The organism is Rhodoferax sp. GW821-FHT09E07 (genome assembly GCF_059416145.1).
The window spans coordinates 188,057-201,602 of sequence record NZ_JBWKOP010000004.1 but is presented as its reverse complement, the minus strand read 5'-3'; the positions used below and the strand labels follow the sequence as shown (position 1 = coordinate 201,602).

Sequence of the window (13,546 nt, the reverse complement as noted above, 5' to 3'; positions counted from 1 at the left end):
GTAGCAACCACCTTTCGTACCGCCATGACCTTGCCCCGCATCCTTGTCACTCGCGCCATTTACCCGGATGTGCTGGCGCACCTGAGCCAGCATTTCGAGGTCGAATCCAACCAGGCGGACGAGGCTTGGGATGCCGCCACGCTGATCGCCAAGCTGCAGGGCAAAGTGGGAGTGCTGACCACTGGCGGTGAACGCATTGACACGGCCTTGTTGGCGGCGTGCCCTGGGCTGAAGATCTGCGCCAACATGGCCGTGGGCTTCAACAACTTTGACGTTCCCGCCATGACTGCTGCGGGCGTGCAGGGCACCAACGCCCCCGATGTGCTGACCGAAACCACGGCAGACTTTGGCTTTGCGTTGCTGATGGCCACAGCCCGCCGCCTGACCGAGAGCGAACACTACCTGCGCGCTGGCCAGTGGCAGCGCTGGCGCTACGACATGTTTTGTGGCTCTGACATCCATGGCTCCACGATGGGCATCATTGGCATGGGCCGCATTGGCCAGGCCATCGCCCGCCGTGGTGCGCTGGGCTTTGGCATGCAGGTGATTTACCACAACCGCAGCCGCCTGGAAGCCGCCACCGAGGCCGCCTGTGGTGCCCGCTACGTGGACAAGGACACGCTGCTGCAGACCGCCGACCACGTGGTGCTGGTGGTGCCGTACTCTGCGGCCTCGCACCACACCATTGGCGCGGCGGAACTGGCCCAGATGAAACCTACCGCCACGCTGATCAACATTGCGCGTGGCGGCATCGTGGACGATGCCGCCCTGGCCGTGGCCCTGCGCGAGCGGCGCATTGCCGCGGCGGGGCTGGACGTGTTTGAAGGCGAGCCCAGCGTGCATCCCGATTTGCTCACCGTGCCCAACGTGGTGCTGACCCCGCACATTGCCAGTGCCACCGAGCGCACACGCCGCGCCATGGCCAAGCTGGCGGCAGACAACCTGGTGGCCTTTCTATTGCAGGGCACGCCCCTGACGCCGGTGAACACGGTGCCTCGTACGGTGGTGGCACCGTGAGCAGTTGGCGCGCCCTCTGGCTGGGTGAGCCTGGCGCTGCAGCTGCTGCGCCCGATGCGCAAGGCATGGCCGGCATAGGTGCCGTGGCCCGTGGTTTCAACGCGACCATCTTCATGACCTGCGGGCTGGTGGTGGTGGTGGCCTATGTGTTGGGCCTGTTCTCGGACGCGCCCAACCTGGTCACCATGGCGGTGTTGGTGGTGATGGCGGCGCTGGTGCAGGTGTTTCTGGTACGCGGCTGGGTGCGGTCCAGCTCGGTGGTGGTGCTGTTGCTGCTGTTCACGGGCGTGTTCTCGTCCATGGTGCGCTTTGGCACCATCAACATTGCGCAGGCCGCGCTGGCGGGAATTCCGCTGATTTACTGCGTGGTGATTCTGGGGGAGCGCGCGGGGCTGGCGCTGTTGCTGATGTCGGCGGTGGGCAGCGGGTGGATCACCTGGGCGCAGGTGCATGGCACGCTCAAGCCCTCGGCGCCCACCATTCCCGCGGCGCAGTGGGTCATCTTGTCCATGGGCTTTGTGGTGGCCTACCGCATGGCGGTGCTCATCAAGCGGCATTTGCTGGACACCTCGCAGCGCGTCAACGCGGCGCAAAAGATGTTGCTGGACGAGCGCGAGGCCAGCAACGCCCGTGTGCTGAAGGCGCTTTCAGAGTTGGAGCGCCAGCGCTATGTGATTGACCAGCATGCCATCGTGAGCATCATGGACCTCAACGGCCTGCTGATCTACGGCAACCAGAAGTTTGTGGAAGTCACTGGTTATGTGCCTCAAGAGTTTTTGGGCAAGCACTACCGCATGATGGATTCGGGGCAGCACGGGGAGCGCTTTTTTGCGGACCTGATTCACACCATCTCGCAGGGCAAAGTGTGGCGCTCGGAGCTCTGCAACCGCGCCAAGGACGGCAGGCTGTACTGGCTGGACACCACGGTGGCCGCCTTCATGAACAGCGACGGCACGCCGCGCGAGTACATCACCGTGAGCACCGACATCACCCAGCTGCGCCAAGCCGAGCAGTCGGCCCACGCGGCCAGCCGCGCGAAGTCCGAGTTTTTGGCCAATATGAGCCATGAAATCCGTACCCCCATGAACGGCGTGGTGGGCATGGTGGACATCTTGCGCGCGACCGAGCTCACGCGCGAACAGCGCCGCATGGTCAGCACCATCCACGATTCGTCCATCGCACTGCTGCAGATCCTCAACGACATCCTGGACTTCTCCAAGATCGAGGCCGACAAGCTGGAAGTGGAGGCGATGCCCACCCACCTGCGCGAGTTGGTAGAGGGTGTGGCCCAGTTGATGGTGACCATCTCCGCGGGCAAGGACATTGATCTGTCGGTACTGGTGGACCCGGACCTGCCCGAATGGGTGTGGGTGGACCCCACGCGCATGCGCCAAGTGCTCTACAACCTGCTCGGCAACGCGCTCAAGTTCACCCCTGGGCGTCCGGAGCGCCGGGGCAATGTGCGCCTGTACGTGCGCGCCGCGCAGCAGACGCAGGGACCGTCCACGCTGGAGTTCAGCGTGATGGACAACGGCATTGGCATGGGACCCGAGCTGGTGGAGCACCTGTTTGAGGCGTTTACGCAGGCTGACGTGGGCACGGCACGCCAGTACGGAGGGACTGGCCTGGGCCTGTCCATCAGCCGCCGGCTGGTGGAGATGATGCACGGGCGCATCTTGGTGCACAGCACCTTGGGAGAAGGATCCATCTTCACTGTGCTGCTGCCGCTCTACGTGGCCACGCCCGAAAATGCGCCCCCGCGCACCCTGAGTCTGGCGGGCGTGCAAGTGATGTTGGTGACCGACGACACGGACTGCGCCCAGGTGCTGCCCGGCCATTTGCGCGCGGCAGGCGCCGTAGTGCAGACCGCACTGAACCCGCAACAGGCACAAGCTTGGCAAGCCAAGGTGATAGGCCCCGCAGTGCTGGTGCTGGATGTGGACATGCCCTGGGACGAGTCGAGCGACCTGTGGAGCCAGAGCACCACCGGGCGCGGCGTGGTGCGGCTGGTGCGACAAAACCAGAGCAGCGTGCCGGGCCGCTCGGTCACCGTGTGCGCGCGGCCGCTGCAGGTCAATGAACTGTGGCGCGGTGTGGCCTTGGCCTGCGGCCGCCTGAGCGTGCCGGCCATGGTGCCGGTGCATGAGCTGACCGAGAAGGTGGCGGTTACCGTGCCGTCCGTGCAGAAGGCGCGTGACGAGGGCCGCCTCATCCTGCTGGTGGAAGACAACGAAACCAACCGCGATGTGATGCTGGAGCAGCTGCGCATCCTGGGCTATGCGGCCGAATGCGCGCCCGACGGCGCCACCGCGCTGAAGATGTGGGTGGCCGGGCGCTACGGTCTGATGCTGACCGACTGCCACATGCCGCAGATGGATGGCTTTGCACTGACCGAGGCGATCCGCCAGGCGGAAGACCCGGACGAACACATGCCCATCGTGGCCGTCACAGCCAATGCCATGGACGGCGAGCTGCAGCATTGCCTGGAGCGCGGCATGGACGACTATCTGACCAAGCCCCTGCGCCTGAGTGAGCTGGGCGCCATGCTGCTCAAGTGGCTGCCGCGCGACAGCATGTCCGGTGAGCAGTTGCCCCAGTGGGATGGCATGGCGTTGAGCCGCATGGTCGGCGAAAACCCCACCATGCACCGCCGCCTGTTGGACCGTTACCTCACCACCACCACCGAGCAGATGGCCGAGCTGGAGGTGCTGCGGGCTGCGGGTGATCTGAAAGGGTTGGGCGCGCTGGGGCACAAGCTCAAATCCTCGTCCCGCACGGTGGGCGCCATGCAGCTGGGCGCGCTGTGTCAGGCGCTGGAGTCGCTGGCGCGCGAAGGGCAGACGGTGCAGGCGCTGGAGCAGGTGGCCGCCATCCAGCAGGCGTTTGCCGAGGTGGAGCCGCTGCTGCAAGGCAGTTAGTTTGCTACGAATTCAGGAGCTGCTTGTGCAGATTCCACGGGGGCTGGAGCCCTCTTTTGTATATAACGGAGAGTGAGGGCGGGATGCAAGGGCCGGAGTGGGTGTTGGTGGGGTTGGCGGTGGTGCAACTGGGGTTGCTGGCCTATGGGCTGATGCAGCGCGGGCGCCCGGTGCCCCCCACGCAGCAGCAGGAGGCCCAGCGCCAGGAGCTGCTGGCGCTGGTCAAGGCCACTAGCGAGCGGCTGGAGCGCGAGCTGCGCCGCGAGGTGACCGAGTCAGCCCGCGACGGACGCCAAGAGCTGTCGCACAACCTGGCCTTGTTTCAGAAGGCGTTGGTGGAGCAAAGCGGGGAGGCCACGCGCACCCAGAACACCCAGATCGACGCCTTTGGCCAGCAGCTGGCCTTGCTGCAAAAAACGCTGTCCGACACGCTGACGAACCAGCTGTCCAGCCTGAGTGAATCCAACGCTCGGCGCATGAACGAGGTGCGCGAGACGCTGGAGAAACAACTCGCGCAACTGCAAACCACCAACGCCGCCAAGCTCGACGAGATGCGCGCCACGGTGGACGAGAAGCTGCAGACCACGCTGCAGGCACGCCTGGGCGAGAGCTTCAAGCAGGTGGCCGAGCGCCTGGAGCAGGTGCACAAGGGGCTGGGCGAAATGCAAACCTTGGCGCAGGGCGTGGGCGACCTCAAGCACCTGCTGACCAACGTGAAAACCCGCGGCATCTTCGGCGAGGCCCAACTGGCCAGCCTGTTGGAGCAGGTGTTTGTGCCCGACCAGTACGCGGTGCAAGTGCCCACGCGCCCGGGGAGCAAGAACGTGGTCGACTTCGCCATCAAGCTGCCGGGCAAATCGGACGACGGCACGCCGTTGTGGTTGCCGATCGACGCCAAGTTTCCCAATGAGGACTACGAGCGCCTGCTGGATGCCCAGGCCCGTGCCGATGTGCTGGGCACCGAGGTAGCCGGCAAGGCGCTGGAAATGCGCATCCGCCTGGAGGCCAAATCGATTGCCGAGAAGTACGTGGAGCCGCCGTACACCACCGACTTCGCCATTTTGTTTTTGCCCACCGAGGGCTTGTATGCCGAGGTGCTGCGCCGTCCCGGCCTGATGGAAAGTCTGCAGCGCGACCACCGCATCACGTTGGCCGGGCCCACCACACTGCTGGCCATGTTGAGCTCGCTGCAGATGGGCTTCCGCACGCTGGCGCTGGAGAAGCGCTCCAGCGAGGTGTGGCAGGTGCTGGGCGCCGTCAAGACAGAGTTTGGCAAGTTTGGCGATGTGCTGGCCAAGGTCAAGGCGCAGACCCAGACCGTGCTCAATACGCTGGACAGCGCTGAGACCCGCAGCCGCGCCATGGGCCGTGCGCTGAAAAAAGTGGATGCCTTGCCAGAATCGCAGGCCCAGGCCTTGCTGCCCGCTGACCGCGACTTTGACCGCGACGCGGACACCGGGGGCCTATGAGTCCTGCTGCGGCGGATGTTGGCGAACCCGGTAGGGGCGAAAGCGCCTGGGGCCTGCTGCGCCTGGTGGCGGGCCAGGTATGCCTGCACGCCAGCATGGCCGGCATGCGCATGGCCGCCCCGCTGTGGGCGCTGCAACAAGGCTATGGCGCCCTGGCCGTGGGTTTTCTGCTGGCGTTGTTTTCCCTCACCCAGGTGTTTCTGGCGCTGCCTGCGGGACGTTATGCGGACCGGCACGGCCTGCGCCGTCCCGTGGCGCTGGGTATTGGGGTGGCTATGTCCGGTGCGGCGCTGGCGGCGCTGATGCCGCAGTTCGCCGTGCTGTGTGTCACCGCGTTGTGCATGGGGGGGGCTACTGGCACGGCCAATATTGCACTGCAGCGCCACGTAGGCCGCGCTGCACGCGGGGCCGAAGATCTGCGCCGCGTGTTCAGTTGGCTGTCCATTGGTCCTGCGGTGTCCAACTTTTTGGGGCCGGTGTGCGTGGGCTTGCTGATTGACCACGCGGGCGTATGGATGGGCGGGCAGGCGGCTGACCACAACGGTTTTGTGGCGGCCTTTGCTCTGACGGCGCTGGTGCCGGCCCTGGCCTGGTTGTGCGTGCGCCACACGCCCGAATTGCCGTCTGCGCCGACGGCTGAGGGTGGGCATCCCAGTGTGTGGCCGCTATTGCGCGAGCCGCTGATGCGCCGCCTGCTGCTGGTGAACTGGCTGCTCTCGAGCTGCTGGGATGTACACACCTTCGTTGTTCCCGTGATTGGCCACGAGCGCGGGTTCAGTGCCTCGGTCATCGGTACCATCCTGGGCGCATTTGCGGTGGCTGCCGCATCAGTGCGCGTGTTGCTGCCCCTGCTGGCGGCCCACCTGCGCGAGTGGGCGGTGGTCACGGGAGCCATGGTGGTCACGGCGCTGTTGTTCGGGGTCTACCCCTTCATGCCTACGGCTTGGGCCATGGGCCTGTGCTCGGTGTTGCTGGGGCTGACCTTGGGCTCGGTGCAGCCCATGATCATGAGCACGCTGCACCAGATCACACCCCACGCGCTGCACGGCCAGGCCATTGCACTGCGGCTCATGAGCCTGAACCTGTCCAGCGTCCTCATGCCCATGCTGTTTGGCACGGCGGGCGTGGTGGTGGGCGTGTCGGTGGTCTTCTGGACCGTAGGCACGCTGGTGGGGCTGGGTGCCCACGCGGCCTGGCGGTTGCGACCCGCCTGAGCTTTGCCCCTTACAGCGGCAGTGCGTAGAACGTGCGGATGATGTCCCAGGCTTCCTGCGGGTCGTCGGTGTAATGGAACAGGTTCAGGTCTTCGGGTGAGATCGCGCCTTCTTCCACCAGCACGTCCATGTTGATCAGGCGCTTCCAGTAGTCGGTGCCAAACAGCACGATAGGTACGGGTTTGGCCTTGCGCGTCTGCACCAGGGTGATGACTTCGAACAGCTCGTCCAGTGTGCCAAACCCACCTGGAAAGGCCACCAGCGCTTTGGCGCGCATCATGAAATGCATCTTGCGCGTGGCGAAGTAGTGGAACTTGAAGCTCAGTGACGGCGTGACATATGGGTTCGCCTTTTGCTCGTGGGGCAGGGCGATGTTCAGGCCCGGTGTGGGGGCGCCCATCTCGAACGCGCCGCGGTTGGCCGCTTCCATGATGCCGGGGCCGCCACCGGTGCAGATGAACAGGCGGTCTTTGAGGGGCTTGCGCGCGCTGTAGCCGGCGACCAGGCGGGCAAACAGGCGGGCGTTGTCGTAGTGCTTGGCATTGCGCACATGGCGCTCGGCCAGGGCCAGCTGCTTGCTGTCGCCACTGGCCTTGGCGGCCTCCAGCGCCGCATGGGCATCTTCGGGGGCCGGAAAACGTGCACTGCCAAACACCACTACGGTGTTCTCCACGCCTTGCGCCGCTTGGTCCAGGTCGGGTTTGAGCATCTCCAACTGGATGCGCATGCCACGGGTCTCGCGGCGCAGCAGAAATTCGGGATCGGCAAACGCCAGACGGTAGGCGTCGGCCTCCAGCATATTGCCCAGGTCGGCGTGGGCCTGCAGGTCAGACCAGGCATTGGCCAGGCGGGCTACATTGAGGTTTTGGGTATTTTCCATGGGCGCATTGTCGTCCGAATTCAGGGCGGTTTGGCGCACCGATAATTTGTCGCTTGTCTTGCGCAAGTTCGCCATGCCACCAGAACCTTTGAACCCTTCGCCACCGCCGACTGCCCCCTTGTCTGCTGCAGAACGCCTGCGCCATTGGTTGCAGGCATTCTGGCCTGCGCCCGTGATGATCGACACGCGCGAACGCTGGCGCTCAGTGCTGGGGGCGCTGGTGGGGGTAGGGCTCACCGCCCTGCTCAGCCACTGGCTGCTGGGAAGCCAGCCTGGGAGCATCTGGATGCTGGCACCTATGGGGGCTAGTGCGGTGCTGGTGTTTGCGGTACCCGCCAGTCCTTTAGCCCAGCCCTGGGCGGTGCTGGGTGGCAATGGCGTTTCGGCACTGGTGGGCATCGCTTGTGCCCGCTGGATCGACCCTCCGGTATTGGCCGCATCGCTGGCCGTTCCCCTTGCCATCCTGATGATGCTGCGGCTGCGCTGTCTGCACCCGCCCGGTGGCGCCATGGCCTTGTCGGCGGTGCTGAGCCACTGGGTAGGCGTCAATGTAGCTTGGGGGCCGCTGGCAGTGAATGCCGCTGTGATGATTCTTGCAGGCGTGGCCTACAACAGCTGGACCGGTCGCCCCTATCCCCACGTGCAACAGCGTGCCCCGGGGCCGGCGTCGGATGCACAGGGCCGCTTCACGGCCGGTGACTTGGACGCCGCGCTGGCCCACTACAACCAGATTCTGGACGTAAGCCGCGACGATCTGGAAAACCTGCTGCAGCATGCCGAGATGGCCGCCTACCGGCGCAATCTGGGAGCCCTGCTGTGTGCCGATGTGATGTCCCCAAGCCCGGTAGCTGTGCAGTTCGGTACGCCGCTGCACGAGGCCTGGGCACTGATTCACCAGCACGGCATCAAGGCCCTGCCGGTGGTGGACCGTGTGCGGCGCATCGTGGGTATCGTCACCGTGGCCGACTTCATGCGGCATGTGGGGCTGGCGCAGGCGGATGGTTTGGGGCAGCGCCTGCGGGACTTCATCCGCCCCTCGGGCAAGGTGAGCGCCGACAAGCCAGAGGCGGTTGGCCAGATCATGACCCGCCAGGTGCGTGTGGCCAGCGCACACCGTCCGCTGATAGAGCTGGTGCCTCTGTTCTCCGAGGGCGGTCACCACCATATTCCCATCATCGACGCCGAGTCGCGTCTGGTCGGCATCATCACGCAGTCGGACCTGGTGCGCGCCTTGTACCGCGCGGTGCGGGTGAACGGCTAGGACTACGTTGGCAGCAACAAAAAAGGCTCCCGAAGGAGCCTTTTTTATCAGCGGCGTGGATTAGACGCGCTTGCGGCAACGCGGCTGGTCAGACGCGTTTACGGTATTCACCAGTGCGGGTGTCGATTTCGACCTTGTCGCCTTGGGCCACGAAGATTGGCACGCCGATTTCGAAGCCGGTGGCGATCTTGGCAGGCTTCAGAACCTTGCCGGAGGTGTCGCCCTTGACGGCGGGTTCGGTCCAGGTGATTTCACGTTCCACACTGGTAGGCAGTTCCACGGAGATGGCCTTGCCTTCGTAGAACACCACTTCGGCGGTCATGCCGTCTTCCAGGTAGTTCAGGGAGTCGCCCATGTTTTCGGATTCGACTTCGTACTGGTTGTAGTCCGCGTCCATCCAGACATACAGGGGGTCGGCGAAGTAGGAATAGGTGCAGTCCTTCTTGTCCAGAATGATCTGGTCGATCTTGTCGTCGGCCTTGAACACGACTTCGGTACCGAAGTTGGCGATCAGGCTCTTGAGCTTCATGCGCACGGTGGCAGAGTTGCGGCCGCCGCGGCTGTATTCGGTTTTCAGGACGACCATGGGGTCTTTGCCGTGCATGATCACGTTGCCGGCGCGGATTTCTTGAGCGATTTTCATAGGGTTGCAGGAACGAATGTCGCGTGGAGCGACTGTAGGCCGCAGTCTGCGGCGGGGCATGACTTGCCCCAAAACTCAGGCGGCAAATTCAGCAAAGCCTGAGATTTTATCTTTTTTTCTGCACGAAATTGGTGAGCCGGGTGGTCAGGTCTTCCATGTGCAGCAGACCGGTGCGCCAAGCGCCAGCGGTAGCCTGCCATTCCGCCAGGGGCAGGGCGCGCCAATCCGGCGTGGGCTGGCTCGGCGTTGCCGGGTCCGCCAAGCCGTTCCAGGCCTGGTGTGCGTGCCGCAAAGTGGCCGGCGCCTGCATCAAGTCCAGCAGCGCGTTCAGTTTCTCTGCGTGGGCGCCATCGTCCTGCGGGTAGATCTGCCAGAGCCAAGGTTTGCCAGCCCACATGGCGCGCACCAGCGAGTCTTCGCCGCGCACCAGGTTTAGGTCACAGGTCCATAGCAGTTCGTCAAATTCGGTCTGGGTCAGCGGCTCCAAGGGGTGCAGCGTGAGCGATCCGGTGACCGTGGCGGGCAGCCCCGATTTCGCCAGCGCCGCCTGCACCGCACGCTGGGCCCGGCCCGGGGTGATCAGCAGCAGCGTAGGCGTGGCGCCCTGCGCCAGCCCTTGCAGCAGGGCCGCCAATGCGGGCGGCTCGTAGCAAAACAGCGAGACCAGGCGTTGACCCTGCCAGTCAATTCGGTGCTGCGCCAGCCAGTTCCGGCGTGCCTCAGCGTCAAAGGCAGCCTGGCGCGCCAGGTAGTCCGTCTCACGCAGCAGCCCGCCGGTGCGGGCGGTGAAGCCGGGGTAGTAAAAATGCTTGGTCCAGCCTTTGGCCGGGCCCTGCGTCACGGGCGAGGGCAGGGCGTGGCAGCGTTCCACATAGGCCTCGGCAGACAGGTACTCCAGATTGATCCACACCGGAGGTTTATGGAGATTTTGGCCGTTAGCCCTCGTATACATTGCGCGAACAGCTATGAATTCAGGAGCAATCTCGCAGCCAAAGCCTTCGATCCACACGTCTGCGGGGGGTAGTTCTTGCAGCACAGCGGGGTTCTGCGCATCCGCCCAGTCGCGCACCTGCACGCCGGGCCAGTTGCCCTCCAACGCGCCGGGCGCCATCCAGGCCAGGGCGCTGGCATCGTCCACCCACAAGCGCACCGTGTGGCCGCCGCGGGCCAGATCGGCGCACAGGCGCCAGCACACGCCGATGTCGCCAAAGTTGTCGATGACTTTGCAGAAAATATCCCATTGCATGGCGGCTATTGTCCATGTGCGGCCCGAGCCCCCGAGGAGCAAGCACAATAGCGTCCCATGTCTGAAGACTCCTCCGCAGAAACCCATTCCGACGCGCTGCTGCGCGAAGTGGCGGCCCTGCCGTCATTGCCTGGGGTGTACCGCTACTTTGATGCGGACGACCAGCTGCTGTATGTGGGCAAGGCCATCAGCCTGAAGAAGCGGGTCAGCAGCTATTTCCAGAAGGACCATGGCGGCACGCGCATCGGCCACATGGTCAGCAAGATTGTGCGCATGGAGACCACGGTGGTGCGCTCCGAGGCCGAGGCGTTGCTGCTAGAAAACAACCTCATCAAGACGTTGAACCCGAAATACAACATTCTGTTTCGGGACGACAAGAGCTACCCCTACCTGAAGATGACCGGCACGCCGTCGGTGCCGAAAAATCTGGCGCCCGCCGAGCCGGGCGCCAAGCCCCGGCCCCCGCAGCCCGTGGAGTTTGCCCGCGTGTCGTACTACCGCGGTGGCGTGGAGAAGAAACACCGCTACTTCGGCCCATACCCCAGCGCCTGGGCGGTGAAAGAAGCCATCCTGCTGATGCAGAAGGTGTTTCGCCTGCGCACCTGCGAAGACCCGGTGTTCAGCAACCGCACACGACCCTGTTTGCTGTACCAGATCAAGCGCTGCTCCGCGCCCTGTGTGGGCCACATCAGCCCGGGCGACTATGCGCAGGACGTGGCCAACGCCGAGCGCTTTTTGCGCGGCGAGGCGCAGGACGTGATGCGGGGCCTGGAGGCCCGCATGATGGCGCACGCCGATAAACTGGAATTCGAGCAAGCCGCCGAGCTGCGAAACCAGGTGGCGGCGCTGTCCAATGTGTTGCACCAGCAGTCGGTGGACAACGTGTCGGACCGCGATGTGGACATCCTGGCCGTGAAGGTACAGGGTGGCAAGGCCTGCGTGAATCTGGCCATGGTGCGTGGCGGTCGCCATCTGGGCGATCGCCCCTACTTCCCCGTGCATGTGGAAGACGCCACAGTCATGGGCGAGGCCGACGACACCGAGGTGAAGAAGTCTGTAGAGGCCCAGGTACTGGAAGCGTTTTTGGCGCAGCACTATATCGACGTGCCCATGCCCGGCGCCCTGGTGGTCAGCGAGCCCGTGAGCAAGGGCCTGTTGCAGGCGCTGTCAGAGCAAACCGGTATCAAGGTCACCGCCGTGCACCAGCCACGCGAGCAACGCCGCGCCTGGCTGGACATGGCGCAGACCAATGCCGCGCTGCAACTGGCCCGTCTGCTGGCCGAAGAAGGGTCACAACAGGCCCGCACGCGTGCGTTGGCTGATGCGCTGGACCTGGCGCTGGATGACCTGGATGCGCTGCGCATTGAATGCTTCGACATCTCGCACACGGCGGGCGAGGCCACGCAGGCGTCCTGCGTCGTGTTCCAGCACCACAAGATGCAGAACAGCGAATACCGCCGCTTCAATATTGATGGCATCACCGGTGGTGACGATTACGCCGCCATGCGCCAGGTGCTGACGCGCCGCTACAGCAAGCTGGCCGAGGCGCTGCGCGAAGCCAAGCACCAGGGCACGACGCCCAGCGGCACGGCACGTCTGCCCGACTTGGTGCTGGTGGACGGCGGCAAGGGCCAGGTCGCCATGGCGCGCGAGGTGTTCGAGAGCCTGGGGCTGGACCTGTCGCTCATCGTGGGCGTGGAGAAGGGCGAGGGCCGCAAGGTGGGACTGGAGGAGTTGGTGTTTGCCGATGGCCGCGAGAAGGTCTACCTGGGTGCGGACTCAGCCGCACTCATGCTGGTTGCGCAGATCCGCGACGAGGCGCACCGCTTTGCCATCACCGGCATGCGTGCCGCGCGTGCCAAGGTGCGCACGGGCGGCGGCAAGCTCGAAGAAATTCCGGGTATCGGCCCCAAGCGCCGCGCCAAACTGCTGCAGCGCTTTGGCGGCGTGCGCGGCGTGGCCCTGGCCAGCGCGCAGGACATTGCCACGGTGGATGGCATATCGCGAGAACTGGCCGATGAAATCTACCGTGCGCTGCATTAGCCGTGCCACAATCCCGCCATGTTTATGACCATCCCCACCCTCATGACCTGGACGCGAATCTTCGCGATTCCCCTCATCGTGGGCGTCTTCTATTTGCCCGAGTCCATGGCTTCGGTCTACGAAAAAAATCTGGTCGCCACCATCATGTTCGTGGTGTTTGCGCTGACTGACTGGTTGGATGGCTACCTGGCGCGCAAGCTGAACCAGACCTCGTCGTTTGGCGCATTCCTGGACCCGGTGGCCGACAAATTTCTGGTGTGTGCCTGTGTACTGGTGCTGGTGCACCTGCAGCGGGCCGACGTGTTTGTGGCGCTCATCATCATTGGCCGCGAGATCGCCATCTCGGCCCTGCGCGAGTGGATGGCACAGATTGGTGCATCGCGCAGCGTGGCTGTTCACATGATTGGCAAGGTCAAGACGGTGGTGCAAATGGTTGCCATCCCCTTCCTTTTGTTCGACGGTCTGCTGTTCGGGATCGTCAACACCCACCTGTGGGGCGTGTGGCTGATCTGGGCTGCAGCGGTGCTGACGGTGTGGTCCATGGTGTATTACCTGCAAAAAGCCGTACCTGAGATTCGTGCTCGTACCAAGTAGCCTTACACAGACCTTGCGCCCCGAAGCGGTGCGCTGAATTCACCACAATCTGTTGCATTTGCGACAGTCCAGCCCAGCAGAAAAAACTTCCCGTTGCCGGGCAGTTTTTCAAAAAATTGCGTCTAGAATTCGCCTCCGCGCTGTCGCAATGTTGCACGGCATATTGACACGGTATTGGCCCGTGGCTTTAATGCAATGCGGCAGTCACTACTGCTACCGCTGAAGGCCGTTTTGTTTTGGGTCGTGTTGCATTGCATGCCA

10 protein-coding genes are annotated in these 13,546 nt (G+C 64.2%); 7 read left to right on the top strand and 3 right to left on the bottom strand.

Annotation, left to right across the window (positions count from 1 at the left end):
• Nucleotides 1-24 precede the first annotated feature (24 nt).
• From AC07OE_RS09290 to AC07OE_RS09275, 4 genes are all read left to right on the top strand, one after another.
• Complete coding sequence (locus AC07OE_RS09290) at nucleotides 25-1,017, top strand: 2-hydroxyacid dehydrogenase (RefSeq protein ID WP_495070282.1); 993 nt, start codon at nucleotides 25-27, stop codon at nucleotides 1,015-1,017.
• Nucleotides 1,014-3,935 (top strand): PAS domain-containing hybrid sensor histidine kinase/response regulator, encoded by a 2,922-nt coding sequence (locus AC07OE_RS09285; RefSeq protein ID WP_495070281.1) that lies wholly within the window; start codon nucleotides 1,014-1,016, stop codon nucleotides 3,933-3,935. The genes AC07OE_RS09290 and AC07OE_RS09285 overlap by 4 nt, the downstream gene beginning before the upstream one ends.
• A 152-nt stretch (nucleotides 3,936-4,087) precedes the next feature.
• Nucleotides 4,088-5,404 carry a DNA recombination protein RmuC gene (locus tag AC07OE_RS09280; protein WP_495070484.1) on the top strand — a complete coding sequence of 439 codons (1,317 nt, stop codon included), beginning with the start codon at nucleotides 4,088-4,090 and terminating at the stop codon, nucleotides 5,402-5,404.
• Nucleotides 5,401-6,618 (top strand): MFS transporter, encoded by a 1,218-nt coding sequence (locus AC07OE_RS09275; RefSeq protein ID WP_495070280.1) that lies wholly within the window; start codon nucleotides 5,401-5,403, stop codon nucleotides 6,616-6,618. The genes AC07OE_RS09280 and AC07OE_RS09275 overlap by 4 nt, the downstream gene beginning before the upstream one ends.
• 10 nt (nucleotides 6,619-6,628) lie before the next feature.
• Here AC07OE_RS09275 and AC07OE_RS09270 read toward each other — a convergent pair whose 3' ends face one another.
• Nucleotides 6,629-7,498 carry an LOG family protein gene (locus tag AC07OE_RS09270; protein ID WP_495070279.1) on the bottom strand — a complete coding sequence of 290 codons (870 nt, stop codon included), beginning with the start codon at nucleotides 7,496-7,498 and terminating at the stop codon, nucleotides 6,629-6,631.
• A gap of 73 nt (nucleotides 7,499-7,571) precedes the next feature.
• Here AC07OE_RS09270 and AC07OE_RS09265 point away from each other — a divergent pair, with 73 nt between their 5' ends.
• Nucleotides 7,572-8,759, top strand: coding sequence for an HPP family protein (locus AC07OE_RS09265; RefSeq protein WP_495070278.1), 1,188 nt, complete (start codon nucleotides 7,572-7,574; stop codon nucleotides 8,757-8,759).
• 88 nt (nucleotides 8,760-8,847) lie between these two features.
• On the opposite strand, the gene efp is transcribed toward AC07OE_RS09265, so the two are convergent.
• Together efp and earP are read right to left on the bottom strand one after the other, a co-directional pair.
• Nucleotides 8,848-9,402 carry an elongation factor P gene (gene efp, locus AC07OE_RS09260; RefSeq protein WP_105260659.1) on the bottom strand — a complete coding sequence of 185 codons (555 nt, stop codon included), beginning with the start codon at nucleotides 9,400-9,402 and terminating at the stop codon, nucleotides 8,848-8,850.
• A gap of 106 nt (nucleotides 9,403-9,508) precedes the next feature.
• Complete coding sequence (earP, locus tag AC07OE_RS09255) at nucleotides 9,509-10,648, bottom strand: elongation factor P maturation arginine rhamnosyltransferase EarP (RefSeq protein ID WP_495070277.1); 1,140 nt, start codon at nucleotides 10,646-10,648, stop codon at nucleotides 9,509-9,511.
• Between the two features lie 57 nt (nucleotides 10,649-10,705).
• Here earP and uvrC point away from each other — a divergent pair, with 57 nt between their 5' ends.
• Nucleotides 10,706-12,691, top strand: coding sequence for an excinuclease ABC subunit UvrC (gene uvrC, locus AC07OE_RS09250; protein WP_495070276.1), 1,986 nt, complete (start codon nucleotides 10,706-10,708; stop codon nucleotides 12,689-12,691).
• An 18-nt stretch (nucleotides 12,692-12,709) separates the two neighbouring features.
• Nucleotides 12,710-13,285, top strand: a complete 576-nt coding sequence (pgsA, locus tag AC07OE_RS09245) for a CDP-diacylglycerol--glycerol-3-phosphate 3-phosphatidyltransferase (protein WP_495070275.1) — start codon at nucleotides 12,710-12,712, stop codon at nucleotides 13,283-13,285.
• Nucleotides 13,286-13,546 lie beyond the last annotated feature (261 nt).